The 15,749-nt window shown below is 56.7% G+C and carries 17 protein-coding genes and 1 pseudogene; 5 read left to right on the top strand and 13 right to left on the bottom strand.

What is annotated here, in order from left to right:
• From K7R23_RS19565 to ydhT, 4 genes are read left to right on the top strand one after another with little or no spacing between them, the layout of a single operon-like run.
• Window positions 1-648 (top strand): YdhW family putative oxidoreductase system protein, encoded by a 648-nt coding sequence (locus K7R23_RS19565; protein ID WP_012905647.1) that lies wholly within the window; start codon window positions 1-3, stop codon window positions 646-648.
• A gap of 50 nt (window positions 649-698) precedes the next feature.
• Window positions 699-1,367: a 4Fe-4S dicluster domain-containing protein gene (locus K7R23_RS19560; RefSeq protein ID WP_012905648.1), complete on the top strand. Its 669-nt coding sequence runs from the start codon at window positions 699-701 to the stop codon at window positions 1,365-1,367.
• The gene (gene phsC / locus K7R23_RS19555) at window positions 1,364-2,149 is read left to right on the top strand and encodes a thiosulfate reductase cytochrome B subunit (RefSeq protein WP_012905649.1); all 786 of its coding nucleotides are present in this window, start codon (window positions 1,364-1,366) and stop codon (window positions 2,147-2,149) included. The genes K7R23_RS19560 and phsC overlap by 4 nt, the downstream gene beginning before the upstream one ends.
• Before the next feature lie 4 nt (window positions 2,150-2,153).
• Window positions 2,154-2,963, top strand: coding sequence for a protein YdhT (gene ydhT, locus K7R23_RS19550; protein WP_012905650.1), 810 nt, complete (start codon window positions 2,154-2,156; stop codon window positions 2,961-2,963).
• A 4-nt stretch (window positions 2,964-2,967) separates the two neighbouring features.
• On the opposite strand, the gene K7R23_RS19545 is transcribed toward ydhT, so the two are convergent.
• The 9 genes and pseudogenes from K7R23_RS19545 to tnpA all read right to left on the bottom strand — a co-directional run bounded on the left by K7R23_RS19545 (window position 2,968) and on the right by tnpA (window position 10,778).
• Window positions 2,968-3,645, bottom strand: coding sequence for an amino acid ABC transporter permease (locus tag K7R23_RS19545; RefSeq protein ID WP_012905651.1), 678 nt, complete (start codon window positions 3,643-3,645; stop codon window positions 2,968-2,970).
• Window positions 3,635-4,417, bottom strand: a pseudogene (locus K7R23_RS19540) (amino acid ABC transporter permease). The gene K7R23_RS19545 and the pseudogene K7R23_RS19540 overlap by 11 nt, the downstream one beginning before the upstream one ends.
• Window positions 4,414-5,232 (bottom strand): amino acid ABC transporter ATP-binding protein, encoded by an 819-nt coding sequence (locus K7R23_RS19535; RefSeq protein WP_012905652.1) that lies wholly within the window; start codon window positions 5,230-5,232, stop codon window positions 4,414-4,416. The pseudogene K7R23_RS19540 and the gene K7R23_RS19535 overlap by 4 nt, the downstream one beginning before the upstream one ends.
• A 1-nt stretch (window position 5,233) precedes the next feature.
• Entirely contained in the window at window positions 5,234-6,043 is an 810-nt protein-coding gene (locus tag K7R23_RS19530; protein ID WP_231851617.1) for an ABC transporter substrate-binding protein, read from the bottom strand.
• Window positions 6,044-6,277: 234 nt separating this feature from the next.
• Window positions 6,278-6,418 (bottom strand): hypothetical protein, encoded by a 141-nt coding sequence (locus K7R23_RS19525; protein ID WP_148222079.1) that lies wholly within the window; start codon window positions 6,416-6,418, stop codon window positions 6,278-6,280.
• An 82-nt stretch (window positions 6,419-6,500) separates the two neighbouring features.
• Entirely contained in the window at window positions 6,501-8,111 is a 1,611-nt protein-coding gene (locus tag K7R23_RS19520) for an FAD-NAD(P)-binding protein (protein ID WP_012905654.1), read from the bottom strand.
• 51 nt (window positions 8,112-8,162) lie between these two features.
• Window positions 8,163-9,734 (bottom strand): IS66-like element ISCro1 family transposase, encoded by a 1,572-nt coding sequence (locus tag K7R23_RS19515; protein WP_012904571.1) that lies wholly within the window; start codon window positions 9,732-9,734, stop codon window positions 8,163-8,165.
• A 19-nt stretch (window positions 9,735-9,753) separates the two neighbouring features.
• The gene (gene tnpB, locus K7R23_RS19510; RefSeq protein WP_012904570.1) at window positions 9,754-10,101 is read right to left on the bottom strand and encodes an IS66 family insertion sequence element accessory protein TnpB; all 348 of its coding nucleotides are present in this window, start codon (window positions 10,099-10,101) and stop codon (window positions 9,754-9,756) included.
• Window positions 10,101-10,778: an IS66-like element accessory protein TnpA gene (gene tnpA, locus K7R23_RS19505; RefSeq protein ID WP_012904569.1), complete on the bottom strand. Its 678-nt coding sequence runs from the start codon at window positions 10,776-10,778 to the stop codon at window positions 10,101-10,103. The genes tnpB and tnpA overlap by 1 nt, the downstream gene beginning before the upstream one ends.
• 186 nt (window positions 10,779-10,964) lie before the next feature.
• On the opposite strand from tnpA, the gene K7R23_RS19500 reads away from it, so the two are divergent.
• Window positions 10,965-11,756 (top strand): MBL fold metallo-hydrolase, encoded by a 792-nt coding sequence (locus K7R23_RS19500; protein WP_012905655.1) that lies wholly within the window; start codon window positions 10,965-10,967, stop codon window positions 11,754-11,756.
• Between the two features lie 12 nt (window positions 11,757-11,768).
• Here the strand turns inward: K7R23_RS19500 and K7R23_RS19495 are convergent, their stop codons facing one another.
• From K7R23_RS19495 to K7R23_RS19480, 4 genes are all read right to left on the bottom strand, one after another.
• Entirely contained in the window at window positions 11,769-12,758 is a 990-nt protein-coding gene (locus K7R23_RS19495) for an SDR family oxidoreductase (RefSeq protein WP_012905656.1), read from the bottom strand.
• A 158-nt stretch (window positions 12,759-12,916) separates the two neighbouring features.
• Window positions 12,917-13,222 (bottom strand): monooxygenase, encoded by a 306-nt coding sequence (locus K7R23_RS19490; RefSeq protein ID WP_012905657.1) that lies wholly within the window; start codon window positions 13,220-13,222, stop codon window positions 12,917-12,919.
• A gap of 32 nt (window positions 13,223-13,254) precedes the next feature.
• Window positions 13,255-14,373: a mechanosensitive ion channel family protein gene (locus tag K7R23_RS19485; RefSeq protein ID WP_012905658.1), complete on the bottom strand. Its 1,119-nt coding sequence runs from the start codon at window positions 14,371-14,373 to the stop codon at window positions 13,255-13,257.
• Between the two features lie 207 nt (window positions 14,374-14,580).
• Window positions 14,581-15,702, bottom strand: coding sequence for an FAD-dependent oxidoreductase (locus tag K7R23_RS19480; RefSeq protein WP_012905659.1), 1,122 nt, complete (start codon window positions 15,700-15,702; stop codon window positions 14,581-14,583).
• Between the last annotated feature and the right edge of the window lie 47 nt (window positions 15,703-15,749).

Below are 15,749 nucleotides of genomic sequence, written 5' to 3'. Positions count from 1 at the left end.
ATGGAACATCCTGAAGTTGCTGGCGTTTGTGACGCGTCAGAGGTGGATCCCGAAAAGCGGCGCTGGCTGCAGCGTCTGCGCCCGACCGGGACGCAGGCGGCGGCAGAGGCCCCGGAAAGTCCGGCAGACATTATGGCGGATTTTATCCGCCAGCATTCGGCTGCGGGTCAGTTGGTGGCGCGCGAACTGTTTTTGCAACCGCCGTATTCAATAGAAGAAACGGAACTTGCGCCGCTGCTGGCGATGCTCGCTGAAGGCTGCGCGGGTAGCGACATTGCCTGCGTACAGGGTTCCCGGGACGACTATTTCTATTCCACCGACAGCATGACCGCCAATTATGCCGGGATGTGTATGCAGGTGGTGGAAAAGGATATGTGTCGCGCTATTGCCGAGGCGGTTCGCTTTGACTGCCGGACCTATCCGCGACCGTATAAGGTCGCCATGCTGGAACAGCCGCCTTATGGCTTTAGCGCCGAACAGATAGCCGCCGCGCTGGCGGCGATGGAGACGCATCCTGACTATGCCGATATCCGTCCGGTGGCGTCATCAAACGGCGTGGCGTATCTGTTCAGCGAACGCGTGATGCGCTACGGAAAAGCCTACGGGCTGTGCGAATGGCTGGAAGTTGAGCAGTTTCAGAACCCCTGAAATTACAGAAAGCGTGGACGCGCGCGACCACAGGATTAGAGGATAACAAGATGTCCTTCACTCGACGAAAATTTGTGCTTGGCATGGGGACGGTCATTTTTTTCAGCGGCGCCGGGCAGACGCTGCTGGCGAATACGAAGCAAACCGGGTCGGCGCGATATGTCATGATCCACGATGAAACCCGCTGCAACGGCTGTAATATCTGCGCCCGCGCCTGTCGGAAAACCAACCACGTTCCGGCGCAGGGAAGCCGTTTATCCATTGCGCATATTCCCGTTTCCGACAGCCAGAGCGAAACCCTGTATCATTTTTTCCGCCAGTCCTGTCAGCACTGCGAGGACGCGCCGTGCATAGAGGTTTGCCCGACCGGCGCCTCCTGGCGCGACGAACGAGGCATTGTCCGGGTTGACGGCTCGCGCTGTATCGGCTGCGGCTACTGTATCGGCGCCTGCCCCTATCAGGTGCGCTACCTCCATCCGCAGAGCAAAGTGGCGGATAAATGCGATTTTTGCGCCGAATCGCGGCTGGCAAAAGGTTTTCCGCCAATCTGCGTTTCGTCATGTCCGGAACAGGCGCTACTTTTCGGGCGCGAGGACAGTCCGCAGATCCAGCGCTGGTTGCACGACAACGTCTGGTATCAGCATCAGCTGCCGGGCGCAGGCAAACCTCAGCTGTACCGTCGGTTCGGTCAACATTTGATTAAAAAGGATAATGTATGAACGCGTCGCAGAATGCTGAACAGTTACATTCCCGGCTGGTGAATTATGTGCCGCTGTTTTCCCCTGAGTACTGGCCGGTGTGGCTGGTGATTGCCGGACTGCTGCTGGTGGCGATGTGGCTGGTGCTGGCGCTGCACGCCTGGCTTCGTTTCCGTTCCGCCGGTAAGGCCGCTGCCGGAGAGGGAGAAAAGGTTTATCTGTATCCGAAAGCGGTGCGACTGTGGCACTGGTCGAACGCGCTGCTGTTTCTCCTTCTGCTCGGCAGCGGTCTGATAAACCACTTTTCACTGGTGAGTCCGCCGGTGATGAAAAGCTTGCTGACGGTTCATGAAATCTGCGGATTCTTGCTGCTGGCGTGCTGGCTGGCTTTTGTGCTGATCAACGCGCTGGGCGGCAACGGCCATCATTACCTCATTCAGCGTCAGGGCTGGGTCGCCAGGGCGATGAAGCAAACCCGCTTTTATCTTTTCGGCATTATGCAGGGACAAGCGCATCCGTTTCCGGCTACGCCGCGGGCAAAATTCAATCCGCTACAGCAGGCGGCCTACGTGGGCGTGATGTACGGCCTGCTGCCGTTGCTGTTGCTGAGCGGACTGTTGTCGCTCTATCCGCAGGCGACTGGCGATCTGTTTCCCGGCGTGCGCTACTGGCTGCTTCAGGTGCATTTCGCGCTGGCGATCGTCAGTCTGTTTTTTATTTGCGGCCATCTCTATCTTTGCACTACCGGACGCACTCCTGGGGAGACATTTCGCTGCATGGTAGATGGCTATCATCGGCATTAACGCAATGATGATCACCCGAGAAGATCTCCGCAGCTGGCGGGTAGGGGCGGTAATGTACCGCTGGTTCCTGCGGCGCTTTCCCGATGGCGGCAGCTACGTCGATGTCCATCGGGCGCTGAGCCGGGAAGGATACCCCGACTGGGCGAACAGCCTGGTGGAATATGCCTGGTCACGCTGGATGGATGACGAAAATTTCGCCCGACAGGATATATCCGCCATGTCGCGCGCCGCGCCAGTCGATGAGGCGGCGAATAGCCAGCAGATAGCCAGCGCCAGCGATAACGCCATGCTGGGATGCGCCGGAGATAATATGAAAATCGCCAGTGCGGGTTACGCGACCCAGATTGCCAGCGCAGGCTACTGCGTGCGGCTTGGCAGCGTCGGTTACAACAGCCATATCAGCAGTTCTGGCGATCGCGCGCGCATTGTCGCTGCGGGAAATTCCACGCGCATCAGCAGCGCCGGTAACGGTACCCGCATCGCCAGCAGCGGGATGCGCGCGCGGGTGAGCGCCTTAGGCGAAAGAAATCGCGTTGCCTGCAACGGCGATTTAAGCCAGCTGGTGAGCTTTGGCGCCGATGCCAGAATTGCCAACGGCGGCGACAACGTTCATATCGTTTGCCACGGCGAAAACGCGGCGATCGCCAGTACCGGCGTCGTTGATTCCGTGGTGCTGGGGCCGGGCGGCTGCGCGGCGCTGGCCTATCATGACGGCGAGCGAATGCGCTTTGCCGTCGCCGTTGAAGGCGAAAAAGGGATCCGCGCCGGCGTGAAATATCGTCTCGACGACGCGCATCAGTTTGTGGAGTGTTGACGGCTTACTGCGTCGCCATTCGCCGTTGGGCGAGTTTTTCCAGTCCGAAGCAGAGCAGATAGTAAACCAGCCCGGTAAAAACAAAGATAGCCATCGGGTAGATTTGCTCCCGGTTATTTACCTGTCCGGCAACCGTCGTCAGTTCGGGCACGTTGACGATAAACGCCAGCGACGTGTCTTTAAGTAAACCGATCGCGATCCCCGTCAGCGAAGGCAAAACGTTACGTAATACCTGCGGCAGCAGGATCAGCGTCAGCGCGCGCAAGGGGCTAAAGCCTTGCGTCACCGCCGCCTCATTTTGCCCGGCGGGAAGGGCGTTAAGCCCGGCGTACACGGAGTGCATGACCGAGGCGGCCGTAAACCACGCCAGCGCCAGCGTGACGGTGAGCGCCGCCGGAAGGTCGCCGCCGGTCAGTACGGGCAACAGATACCACATCCAGAAGATGACAAGAATCAACGGGATGCCGCGAATCAGTTCGGCCCAGACAAACAGCCCCTTGCGGACCACGCCCGGAAAACGCCAGGCCAGACAGGCCAGCGCGATGCCGCCGGGGAAAGCCAGCGCCGCCGCGCCGAGCGCCATCATCAGAGTTAACAGCACGCCGCCGGGCTGGCCGTCGCTGAGTCGTCCCCATAACAGGTAATCCAGGTTATCGGCTAACACCGAAACATTAGCGATCATGCTGTGTCTCCCTGACGTTAAGCGGACGCGTCTGCCGCTTCGCTATCTGACGCGGTGAGGGGCCGAGGCGGGTGAAAAGCAGCCCCAGGACAATCCCGGTGAGCAGATAGAGCACAGTGCCAACGGCAAAGGCTTCCAGCGCATGAGCGTTATAACTCTCGATCTGCCGGATCTGGTAGGTCAGCTCCGCAAAGCCGATGCCGCTGGCTAAGGACGAAAGCTTCATCAGATTCAGATACTGTCCGACCACCGGCTGCCAGGCGTTTGCCAGTCCCTGCGGCAGCAAGATATGACGAAAGAGTCTCCATGAGGAGAACCCCTGCGACACCGCCGCTTCCCGTTGGCCTGGCGAAACGGCCTGTAAACCCGAAGCGATTTCTTCCACCAGAAACGCCGAGGTAAAGGCGGCCAGCCCCCACGCGGAGCAGAGAAATTCCGGCGTCAGCCACCAGACGTTACCGGGTAAAATCGACCAGCTGTGTTCCGCATTAACGAAATCAATGACGCTGCGCGGAAGCAGATTCCATCCCGCGAAGTACCAGAACATCAGCTGTACGAGCAGGGGGGTATTGCGAAACAGCGAAACCCATCCGGCAACCAGGCGGCGGGCCTAGGTCAGCCCGGAAAGACGCAGCGCCAGCAGAAAAACAGCCAGCAGCGTGGCGCCAGCGATTCCCGCCGCGCTGACCCAGAGGGTGGTGCAAAAGCCTGAGATGATCCATTGCAGCGGCAGGCCGCTCAGTACGCCCTGCCAGTCCATGAGCGGCATTATTGTGATGACTCCTGATGCAGAGGGTCCAGCACCTTTTGCAGAAAACGCTGGCTCCGGGGATGCTGTGGACGCCTGAAAAAGTCGGCGGGCGGCGCGACTTCGAGGATCTCGCCGCCGTCGATAAACACGACCCGATCGGCAATTTCCCGGGCGAAATGCATCTCATGGGTGACGACAATCATGGTAATGCCGCTGTGGGCAAGGCGCTGCATGACCTGCAGCACTTCGCCAATCATTTCAGGATCGAGCGCCGAGGTGGGTTCATCAAAGAGGATGATTTGCGGGGAGGAGGCCAGCGCTCTGGCGATGGCGACGCGCTGCTGCTGTCCGCCGGATAGCTGCGGCGGATAAGCATCGGCTTTTGACTCCAGTCCGACCTGTACCAGCATCTCCTGCGCCCGCCGGGCGGCGTCGGCTTTAGACCAGCCGTGGACATACTCAAGCGCAAGGGTGATATTTTGCCGGGCGGTAAGATGCGCATAAAGGTTAAATTGCTGGAACACAAAACCAATGCGGCTACGCAGCTGGCGTAAGGCGGCGCCCTGAAGGTGTCCGACGGGTTTATCATCGATGAAAATCTCGCCGCCGCTCAGTGACTCCAGCTGATTGATCAGACGAATCAGCGTCGATTTACCCGAGCCGGAGGGTCCGAGAATTGTCACCACCTCTCCCGGTTCAACGGTCAGGCTGACGCCGTTCAGAACCTGCTGCTCGCCATAGGTTTTCACCACATCCCGCAACTCGACCCGCGCGTGGCGTAACTGCCTGAAATCCGCAGCCTGCGCTGCGGATGGGGTAAATAAACCGGCCAGCATGTTACTTCGCCTCGATCTTAAACGAGCGCGGCTGTGGATTTTTCGTTTGCGGGCCAAACCAGGCGTCATAAATTTTGGCTGCCTGGCCGTTGGCTTCCAGCTTCAGCAGTTCATCGTTAACGGCCTTGAGCAGCGCCGGTTCGCCTTTTTTCACCCCCACGCCGATCTCTTCTTTGCTCAGCAGATCGGGCAGAATTTTAAAATTCGCTTTATCCGGCGCGCCGCCCAGCAGGCCAGCCAGAATGGTTGAATCCTGAGTAATAGCCTGTACGTTACCGTTGCGCAGGGCGGTAAAGGCCAGCGGAATGTCGTCATAGGCCAGCACGCGCGACTGCGGGAAGCGCTGGTGTAGCGCCTGCTCGCCGGTGGTGCCCTTCACCGCGCCAATGCGCGCGCGGCTGTACTCCTCCAGTTTGTCGGGCGACGTTGCCGGAACCAGGAACTGCTGGCCGGTAACAAAATAGGGCACAGAGAAGTCGATAACCCGGGCGCGTTCGGGCGTAATGGTGATATCCGCCACGATCAGGTCCGCTTTGCCGGACTGTAGAAGCGGAATACGGTTGGCCGGGTTAGTGGCGACCAGCTCAAGCTTTACGCCAAGGGATTGCGCCAGCGCGTTGGCGAAATCGACATCGTAACCGACAATCTGATGCGTTTTCGGATCCACGGAACCAAAAGGCGGATTGGCGTCGAACGTCGCGACCTTAAGCACGCCCGCCGCTTTAATATCGGCCAGTTGATCGGCCTGAGCCGCAGTAACGGTAAGCGCTGCCGCGAGCATAACGCCGAACGCCAGTGGTGATTTTTTCATTGCCATCATTTTTTAAATCCCTGTAGTTATGTTTGTCCTTTAACGCTCCCATATCCCGCTCCGGCTACCAAATAAGAAAAAATACTTATTTATATACAAAAAGTTATTAGTAAATTGTTTGTTAACGCCTGGTTGCTAAATACGAAAGATTTTAGCGATGGCGCAGATCCGGCCTCAGTGCGCCGTGAGCACTTCACAAGGCGTAAAAAAACCGGCGTTGCGCCGGTTTGGTTGTCAGATTTTGCAGGCATCGCCGCAGTCGTCGTCGGCTACTACCGACTCCGCCTGCTTATCCGCCTCCTGCAAACGCCCGGCGTTACGCTCCTGAGCTTCTTCAAGTCCGTCAAAGACCAGATTATCCAGATCAATTTCCATTGCTCACCTGTATTTATTCAGTTTTGATATGCAACAAGTATATGGCAAAAACGCCGCCAAGGGCAGAGCGAAATCGGTAGCCTTAGCGATCGATAACCCACAAGCGCCTGCGAACGCGGGTTGCCGGGGCGAGAACCGCTTTCGCCATCGCCGCGCCAATTTCCGCGCAGGCGGTAATTCCCTGAACGAAAGGACGATCGTGCATCAGGTAAGGCAGGGCGCCAAAGGCGATTTTTCCGCGCGCAATTTCGGGCGCCTGCAACGTATAGTCTTCCCCGATGTCCGGAATCGCATCGCCGCAGGACTGTAGCTGTCTGCGCAGACGCGCAAACGGTAAATCTTTCGTCTCCAGCGGCTTTTGTCCGCGGGCATCGATGAAAACGTCAAAAACGTAGCGGTTATCGTTAGCGAAAATCTCTGTGCGTTTCTCTTTGCGCACCATATCGTAATCCTGACCCAGCGTGACAATGCGGATCAGGCCTGCCGCATGCAACGCCAGCATCCGACGAACTGACTCAGAGGGAATAGCGGCATAGTTATCTATAAACACGCGGGCAAGCCCGGCGCGAAAGCGTTCCGCATCCTGTTCGTTGAGATGGGGAACAATCTCCTGGACAACCTCATGAAGACGAAGGATGGCATAGCGCCAGGGGACGGTGCGCTTATCCCGTTTATTGGCTTCCACTTCTTCAAGGTTGGCGCTGGCCCATGCAAACGGGTCATTTCGCTGCCGGTCAGCGAACAGCGCCGGAGCAAAGCTGTCCGCATCCAGGGTTGGCAGGGCGATTTTCTCCGCCCATAGCGGATCTGCCAGGGCAAGCTCTTGTACCATCAGCCTGAAAACGCGATCGAGCAGACCGGTCGAACCGGCGTCGATTTCACCCATCACGGCCTCTTTGGTGGCAATCTGCAAGGGCTCATAGGGGATAGGGCAGTAAAAGTCGGCTTCCGGAAAAATACCGGAACGCGACATCAGGACAATCTCCAGATCCTCGCTGCCTTTATCGCGCGTAAAGCTTACGTGCGCCTCATCCGACTCATGAAACGTTCCATGCTGTATTGCTACCGCCATTGCGGCATCCAGCGCGCTCAGCGAGGTTCCCATTATGCCGACCTTACAGGCCGGAATATCCGCCGACAATAAACCGGACCACGGGCTGGGGAAAAAGGCGAGTGTCGACGCCTCTTCTTCCGGCCACACGTGGCCGGTGGCGATCGCCGCTAAGTCGACGAAGGTGGCTGAAGGCGCATCCTGCGTCCACAGCAGCACGCCCTCACTGACAGCTTCAATGTCTGTCACTCGTGTGGATTCATGAACAGTGACGCTGAAGCCCTGTTTTTTAGCCTGTTCTACCGCCTGCTGAAACTGAGCATGGAAATAGGCGCCCAGTAAAATACGCGGCAGAAACTGACGGTGATGCAGCGTCTCTTTTTCAACGCCATAACGGGCAAGAAGTTCGCTATCCTGCGTCTGTAGCCACTCAAGGTAAGTGGTAAACAGCGGCGGAATTTCAATACTGGCAATATTTGCCAGCATCATTTTGCTGTTATCATCCCGGCTGTAAGGCATTCCGACGCCGGCTTTTTCTCCTTGTTCATAGAGGACAATTTCCAGAGGAACGTTCTCTTTCAGCAGGGAAAAGAAGGTGTAGATTCCGGTGGGCCCCACGCCGACAATGGCGACTTTTTTCATACTGTCACGTCCATTTTGTTTGTAAGCGGCTCGCCAGAACCGTATTGATATTTACTGAGAGCTCAGATCAACTTTCCAGGGCAACAGATCGCGTACCCGATTTGCCGGCCAGTCCTGGATATGCTCAATGACGTAACGCAGCCATTTTTCTGGCTCCACATTGTTCAGACGGCATGTGCCGATCAGCGAGTACAACACCGCCGCATGTTCGCCACCGCTGTCAGAACCCGCGAACAGCCAGTTTTTCCGGCCTACGGCCACTCCCCTTAAGGCGTTCTCTGCGATGTTGTTGTCGATTTCCACCCAGCCATTACTGCAGTACACGTTCAGGCTATCCCACTGTTTCAGCAGGTATGCGAACGCTTTTGCCGTATCCGAGTGACGCGACAGTGTTTTCATCTGAGTCTGTATCCAGTCATACAGTGACTGCATCAGTGACGCAGCTCTGGCTTTTCTTGCCGCCAGACGCTGTTCTGCTGAACATCCCCGGACTTCTGCTTCGATGGCATACAGTTCACCGATACGCTGCAGGGCTTCCGTGGTGATATCGGTTGGCGCTCTTGCATGCACATCGTGGATTTTTCTCCGGGCATGGGCCATACACGCGGCTTCCGTTATTCTGCCGGATTCGTATAACGCCCGGTAGCCACCGTAAGCATCGGCCTGAAGCACTCCGCTGTAACCGGACAGGTGATTCTGTGGATGTATGCCTTTCCGGTCCGGGCTGTACGCGAACCAGACCGCCGGGGGCATCTGTGAACCGGCGTTACGGTCATCACGGACGTAGACCCACAGCCGGGCTGTCCGGGTTTTACCGCTGCCCGGCTCCTGGACCGGGACGGGGATATCATCAGCATGGACTTTACCGGGCATCAGCACATACTGGCGCAGGACGTCATACAGCGGCTCCAGCAGTTCAGCAACAGCACCTGTCCAGCGCCCCAGTGTGGCACGGCTCAGCTCCACTCCCTGACGACGGTATATTTCTGACTGGCGGTATAACGGCAGATGGTCTGCATATTTCCCGGTGACAACATGGGCCAGAAGCCCCGCTCCGGCATAACTGCGTGCAATGGGTTTTGAAGGTACTGGTGCCTGCACGATATGGTCGCACCGGCAACAGGCCAGTTTCGGACGTTGTGTTTCGATAACCTTAAAGGCGCTGCTGATAAGCTCCAGTTGCTCTGACACATCACATCCCAGAGAACTGAGTTCACCACCACAGGCAGGACAGCATTCCTCTTCCGGCCGGATAACCCGGGTTTCACGGGGAAGTGAGGCCGGTAACGGTTTACGGGCTGAAGACTGGCGCAGGGCGGATGGCAGTGCCGGGTCATATTGCTCACCCAGCGTTTCAGCCATTTCTTCCTGAAGTGCGCTGATTCTCTCCTGTGCATCCTGTATCTGCCGTTCGGTTTTTGCGCGAAGTTTTTCTGAGCTTTTACCGAACTGCATACGTTGCAGTTTCGCAACCAGCGCCTTCAGCCGGTTGATTTCGGAAGCATAAGCCGCCACCCGCTGTGAGAGCAGGCGGTTGTATTCGGCCATCTGGCGGATGGTGTCCTGTTGCGTCTGCAACAGTGCCCGCAGGCGGGCGTTCTCATGAGCAAGTGAGGTGTCCATATCCTCACTTTACAACGGGTTATATGCGGATTCCAGCGCGTTCCGTTCGTTTCGGGTGCTTCCAGTTGATACCTTCAAGAAGCATGGATAACTGAGCCGGAGTAAGGTGCACCTTGCCGTCACGGGTGACTGGCCAGATGAAGCGGCCCCGCTCCAGGCGTTTGGTGAAGAGGCACAGTCCGTCACTGTCAGCCCACAACACTTTTATCTGGTCACCCCGGCGTCCGCGGAAGATGAACAGGTGTCCGGAGAACGGGTCATCCTTCAGGACGTTCTGAACTTTTGATGCCAGGCCGTTAAAGCCATTTCGCATATCGGTGATACCTGCAACCAGCCAGATACGCGAACCTGCAGGGAGAGATATCATCAGTGGCTGCTCCCTTTTATTTCGCGGATAAGTGTCTGTAATAACGCCGGCGTCAGTTTACCTTTAAGCCTGAGAGTTCCGGCCGGCAGAACCAGCTCACAACACAGACTGTCGGACGGTGTATTTATCTGCTCTGGTTCCTGTGCGGGGGCCGGGATTTTATTATCCGGCTCCGGCGTTAACGTCACGGGAAGCAGTGCCGGCATATTTTTTCCGGAAGGCAGCAGGCCACCTTTCCGGTATTGATGGCGCCAGTTGAAGAGCAGGTTATCGTTGATTCCGTTTTCCCGGGCGATCTGCGCCACACAGGCTCCGGGCTGCAGTGACTGCTCCACTAAGGCGATTTTAAACTCATAAGGGAAGTTGGGCCGCCGGGGACGTTTTTTTACCACGGGGGTTTCGGATATAACGGTGCTTTCAGGACGTACGACTGGTACCGTGGAAAATTGTCCGTAAAGGCAGGCATCAAGTTCCTGCTCCGACATGCCTGCGGGCAAAGGCCACGAAAGGCCAGCTCTCCGAAAGCGCACGAACATACTACAAACTGTTGATTTTGGTACACCCAGGCGACGTCCGGCCACAACCCGAGGTAAATGTTCTTCGAAGTGAAGGCGTAAAGCTTCAGTAATCCAGGTCCGGTATTCCATACGATAGTGTCCACTAAAAATGATGGACATTATTTTTGTGGAGCCGGAGGAAACAGACCAGACGGTTTAAATGAGACGCTTACTTTTGTTTTTATCCCATAAGCGGTGATGTCATCACATCTGTTAAGTGTAGACATAGCGGCTGCAGGCGACGGACATTTATTAGCGCATCCTCTGCCATACTTATTCGGGTCGGAAGCATGAGCAGGAGGGGTGATGATTAAACTGTGCAAAGCCTGTGGCACCTCGTATGACGAGACGCAGGGCTATACCGGACGCTGTAAAATTTGTGAGGATGAGCGGCAGTATGTGCCGGTCTCCGGGCAGGCCTGGATCGATTTTAACGCGCTGACGGAGAGTCATTCGAACAAGTGGCGGCAACACATGCCGCACCTGTTCAGTCTCAAAACGGTTCCCTCTTTTGCCATCAACCAGAGAGCCTTTCTGCTGCAAACGCCCGATGGCAATATTCTCTGGGACTGTATCGCCAATCTGGACGCGGCAACAAAATCGCTGATTGCGGCGTCGGGCGGTTTAAGCGCCATCGCTATTTCACACCCGCATTATTACACCACCATGCAGGACTGGGCGGAGGCGTTTAATGCGCCCGTGTACCTGCACGCCGCTGACCGCGAGTGGATCATGCGTGACAGCCGGCATATTCGCCTGTGGGAAGGCGATCTCCTTGACCTGCTGCCCTCCGTATCGCTGCTGCGGCTTGGCGGCCATTTTCCCGGCGGAACCGTGCTGCTGTGGCAGGAGGGCGACGGCACGCTTCTTGCCGGGGATATTCTCCAGGTGACTCCCGGCGCCAGCGCCGTCTCATTTATGTGGAGCTACCCCAATATGCTGCCTTTGTCGGCCGCTTGCGTTGAAGGAATCGTTCAGCGCCTGCGTAACGTTCCGTTTCAGCGTCTCTACGGTGCGTTTGAAGGGCAGGACATTCCCGCCGGTGCGCAGCAGATTGTGCTGCGTTCCGGGGAAAAATATCTCTCCTGTCTGCGCTGACCGGCGGCGGAATTAGCGTTTTTTACGTCGGATTATCAGCCCAACGATCAGCGCGGCGGCGGCAACGGCCGCGCCGGTCGCAACTTTACCCGGAAAGTCGGATGAAAGCGTAACCGCGCGGTTTTTTGCGCCTTCGCCAAACTCGCCGTGCGTGGGGTGATTTCCTCGCCGCGGAGTATAGAGAATATCTGCACTGTCATGCGGGCTGGGATCGTCGGTGAGCTGGCCTTCCCAGGCTTTTTTTACCATCAGCCGGTCGAGCCAGCGCGGAAAGAAAAACTGTCCGATAATCGACTGAACGGTGCTTTTTCCCACCCAAAGTTCGCGAACGGGACGTTTAACTAAGCTGAACACCGCCTCTGCGGCGACCTCGGGTTGATAAACCGGCGGGACAGGCTGCATCGCCGCGTCCATCTTATTGCGCGACCACGCAAACTGCGGGGTGTTCATTCCCGGCATTTGCACCATCGCGATCTGCACCTGGCTGTGTTCATGCATCAGCTCGGTGCGCACGGCGTCAGTAAAACCGCGGATTGCCGCCTTAGCGCCGCAGTAGGCCGACTGGAGCGGTATCGAACGGTAGGCCAGCGCGGAACCCACCTGAATGATAATGCCTCTGTCCCGGGGCATCATCAGCGCCAGCGCCGCGCGGGTGCCGTTGACGAAGCCCAGGTATGTCACCTCGGTAACGCGCTGAAATTCGGCAGGCGTGATTTCGCGAAACGGCGATAACACCGTCGACATGGCGCTATTGACCCAGACATCGATGGCGCCAAGCCGACTTTCAATCTTTTCGGCGGCATCCTGCGTCGCATTGGCCTTCGACACATCAACGCTGATGCCAAGCGTTTTTACGCCATATTGTTCACATGCCTCACAGGTTTCCTGAAGCCCCTCATCATCTCTGGCAATCACCGCAACATCATACCCAGCCTGCGCGAAACGCACGGCGATGGCTTTTCCCGCCCCGGCGCTACCTCCGGTAATCACCACTACAGACATACTGACCTCCCATCCCAAAGACGCGCTAACGGCGACCGACATGAATAACATGTAGTGCCTGGGCGTCAGTCTGTCTATGTCAGGGCGGGTTTAGTCTGCGAAACGGTGAAGGCGCGGGGAAGGGGAAAAAGGGGGCAAAGCCCCCTGAAACGCACGTCTTACGCGACGTGGCTGTGGTTTATCTGGCTTAACGGCACGTTAACGTCAAAGACTTTGGCGATAACCTCGTCAACGCCAAACTGCTTCAGCCGTGCGGTATGCTTTTGCAGATAAGCGAGCGCGGTTTCTTCGTTTTCAAAAAGATAGATGCCGCCAGCCTCTTTATTTTGTTCACTCTCTGTCCAGACCTTCCAGATAAACCCGGGTTCCTGATTAATGGACTCCGCCAGCCCCCGAAGCTGCTCAGACATCTCCTGCCCAAACGGACCCGTAAACGCAAAGTGAAGCTGTAATAATTTGGCCATCGTTACCTCCTTTTAAAAACACCATCATAGCGCTATTTTCCTGCCTGCGCGTGCAGAACATGGAGCGAATTTTCCGCCCCCGCGACCTGCACCGGCGAACGCACCACCAGACTCGGCAGCGCCAGTTCGACCTGTTGTTCATTCAGCGCTTCAATAATACGGATATTAATTTCCTGCTGGATATCCATATATTTATTGTAATCCGCGGTATTGACGATATGAACGACCTCAAAGGTCAACCGGTCCTGGTTAAAGGCGAGAAAATGCGCGCGATCGAACTGCGTTTCGCCGACGTCGTTGATGATCTCCTTCACCAGATCGCCAATGATGCGCAGCTTCTCCGGCGGGGTGGAGGTCGCCACGCCAAAGGTGAACACAATGCGTCGCGTTTGCATCCGCTTGTAGTTATGGATTGTCTGCTGTAACAGCTGGGCGTTGGCGCAGACAATCTGCTCGCCGCTGAGGCTGCGGATCCGCGTGGTCTTCAGGCCGATATGTTCGATGGTCCCAGCGACATCGTTGAAGACCACGAAGTCGCCGATCTCAAAGGGCTTATCAAAGCCAATCGATAGCGAGGCGAAGACGTCGCTGAGGACGGTTTGTACCGCCAGCGCAATGGCGATACCACCCACCCCGAGGCTTGCCACCAGCGCGGTGATGTCCACACCCGCATTCGCCAGGATAGACAGCAGCATCATCGACCAGACGACCACCCGCAGGATCATGCCCAGAATGACCAGCGTAACCGGGTTCTTATGCGTACCGGGCGAGTGGAGCAGATAGCGCATCCACGACTGCACCCCCTGATCCAGCCAGATGGCGATCTGAATCGCGATCACCAGGAACCAGGCGTGGCTGAGGGTGGAAAACAGGCGATCGGGAAGAGCGACGAAGCGCAAACTGAATAAAAACGCGGCGAATAATATCAGTAGTTTACTGGTGCGCTTCAGCATATCGAAAGCGACAATACGCAGGCCCGGATGCTTAATTTCTTTTTTATCCGTACGTTCGATCGTTCGGTAAACGAAGTTCAGCAGCCAGTTGATCAGCCACCAGGTGATTAACGTGACAACGAAAACGATGCCGAGATTGATCCAGAATGTCGTCGACATTAATAACGTAACGACGTTAAGTCGCGCCAGATACTCCATCTTACCTCCCATAACAAAACGTTAACGGTAAAGTATAGACAGCATAGACCGGACCGGTCTGGCATCTGCGGCAACGGGGGAATTAACGGAATTTACTGAGGGGGGGTTGCCGTTCCGGTTCTCGCCAGCAGAACGGTGACGAAAACCTGGCGTGATGTTTTTTCTGAGCCGCTTTCGCGGTTCAGCGGAACGGCGCCGTGATGCAGACTAAATGGGGGTAGCCGTAAATTCCATCATCCCGCGGATTACCGCCTGGCGATCGAACTGGCGGTCATTCGCTATTTCGCTTTCTCCCACGCGCAGGGAGTCACGCCAGATTCGGTAGCATCTGTCGCGTCGGCGCGCATAAAACGCCGCCAGCGCCTGCTCAGGATGGTCATGAATTTGCAGTTCTTCAGCCAGAACCAGCGCATCTTCAATGGCCATTCCGGCACCCTGTCCAAGATGCGGCGTGGTAGCGTGTACGGCATCGCCTGTCAGCACCACCCGTTGGCTAAACCAGGGGGCATCGACAAAAACTTCTTCCATCGGTTTGTATACCACCTGGTCATTGTTGACGATCTGTTCGCGCAGTTCGCCTATTATCCCGTCGCAGAGGGGTAAGCGCTGGCGCATTTGCGCCGCCAGTTCATGATGGGCGAATCGGGGATTATCTGCTTCGTGGGAGGTTACGAACAGATACATCAGCTCTTTACCTAACGGCACCAACCCGCAGTTGCTGTTTTCACCGATAAAACACATTAAGTGATCGACATATTCCGGGCGCGGGAAGTTATAGCGCCAGACCCCTTGCCCGGTAAAACGTGGCGTAAAACGGTCGCCGTAGATCATGCGCCGTACCGAAGAGTAAATCCCGTCCGCGCCAATCAGTAGATCGTAACGGCGGCGGGTTCCATTTGTAAAATCCACCTCCACGCCTTCACTGTCCTGCCGCAATCCTGTTATGGTTTGCCCGGTGGTAATCGCCGCCTCCAGCTCCGTCGCGGTAGAACAAAGCACCTGATGAAGCGCCAGGCGGGAAATGCCCACGTTTGCCGGGAACTGTGCGCCTGCCAGCCTTTTCCCCGGAAAACTCGCCAGATGCTGGCCGCTTAGCGTATGCAGGGAAACGTCCTCGAAAGGCCAGGCCGCATCCAGATAACGCTCCAGTACGCCCAGACGCTGCATCTCACGCACAACATTGTTCTGCTGAATAATACCCACGCCGTAAACCCGCCACTGAGGCTGGATCTCCACCAGATCGACCGCGATACCTGTCCGGCGCAGGGCGATGGCAGCACATAGCCCGCCAATACCGCCGCCGACAATCAATACGTTCTTTATAGCCATTAGCCGTTCTCTTTCCAGGGGGACAAGACCCTGAGCCTAATCAAGCC

Origin of the sequence: Citrobacter rodentium NBRC 105723 = DSM 16636 (assembly GCF_021278985.1) — a bacterium.
GTDB lineage: Bacteria > Pseudomonadota > Gammaproteobacteria > Enterobacterales > Enterobacteriaceae > Citrobacter_A > Citrobacter_A rodentium.
The sequence above is the reverse complement of the archived record's forward strand: the minus strand, read 5'-3'. Positions and strand labels throughout refer to the sequence as shown.

Bases quoted from the DNA above. Each gene is read 5' to 3' on its own strand.
- K7R23_RS19565 (WP_012905647.1), top strand. From the start codon at position 1: ATGGAACATCCTGAAGTTGCTGGCGTTTGTGACGCGTCAGAGGTGGAT.
- K7R23_RS19560 (WP_012905648.1), top strand. From the start codon at position 699: ATGTCCTTCACTCGACGAAAATTTGTGCTTGGCATGGGGACGGTCATT.
- phsC (WP_012905649.1), top strand. From the start codon at position 1,364: ATGAACGCGTCGCAGAATGCTGAACAGTTACATTCCCGGCTGGTGAAT.
- ydhT (WP_012905650.1), top strand. From the start codon at position 2,154: ATGATGATCACCCGAGAAGATCTCCGCAGCTGGCGGGTAGGGGCGGTA.
- K7R23_RS19545 (WP_012905651.1), bottom strand. From the start codon at position 3,645: ATGATCGCTAATGTTTCGGTGTTAGCCGATAACCTGGATTACCTGTTA.
- K7R23_RS19535 (WP_012905652.1), bottom strand. From the start codon at position 5,232: ATGCTGGCCGGTTTATTTACCCCATCCGCAGCGCAGGCTGCGGATTTC.
- K7R23_RS19530 (WP_231851617.1), bottom strand. From the start codon at position 6,043: ATGAAAAAATCACCACTGGCGTTCGGCGTTATGCTCGCGGCAGCGCTT.
- K7R23_RS19525 (WP_148222079.1), bottom strand. From the start codon at position 6,418: ATGGAAATTGATCTGGATAATCTGGTCTTTGACGGACTTGAAGAAGCT.
- K7R23_RS19520 (WP_012905654.1), bottom strand. From the start codon at position 8,111: ATGAAAAAAGTCGCCATTGTCGGCGTGGGGCCCACCGGAATCTACACC.
- K7R23_RS19515 (WP_012904571.1), bottom strand. From the start codon at position 9,734: ATGGACACCTCACTTGCTCATGAGAACGCCCGCCTGCGGGCACTGTTG.
- tnpB (WP_012904570.1), bottom strand. From the start codon at position 10,101: ATGATATCTCTCCCTGCAGGTTCGCGTATCTGGCTGGTTGCAGGTATC.
- tnpA (WP_012904569.1), bottom strand. From the start codon at position 10,778: ATGTCCATCATTTTTAGTGGACACTATCGTATGGAATACCGGACCTGG.
- K7R23_RS19500 (WP_012905655.1), top strand. From the start codon at position 10,965: ATGATTAAACTGTGCAAAGCCTGTGGCACCTCGTATGACGAGACGCAG.
- K7R23_RS19495 (WP_012905656.1), bottom strand. From the start codon at position 12,758: ATGTCTGTAGTGGTGATTACCGGAGGTAGCGCCGGGGCGGGAAAAGCC.
- K7R23_RS19490 (WP_012905657.1), bottom strand. From the start codon at position 13,222: ATGGCCAAATTATTACAGCTTCACTTTGCGTTTACGGGTCCGTTTGGG.
- K7R23_RS19485 (WP_012905658.1), bottom strand. From the start codon at position 14,373: ATGGAGTATCTGGCGCGACTTAACGTCGTTACGTTATTAATGTCGACG.
- K7R23_RS19480 (WP_012905659.1), bottom strand. From the start codon at position 15,702: ATGGCTATAAAGAACGTATTGATTGTCGGCGGCGGTATTGGCGGGCTA.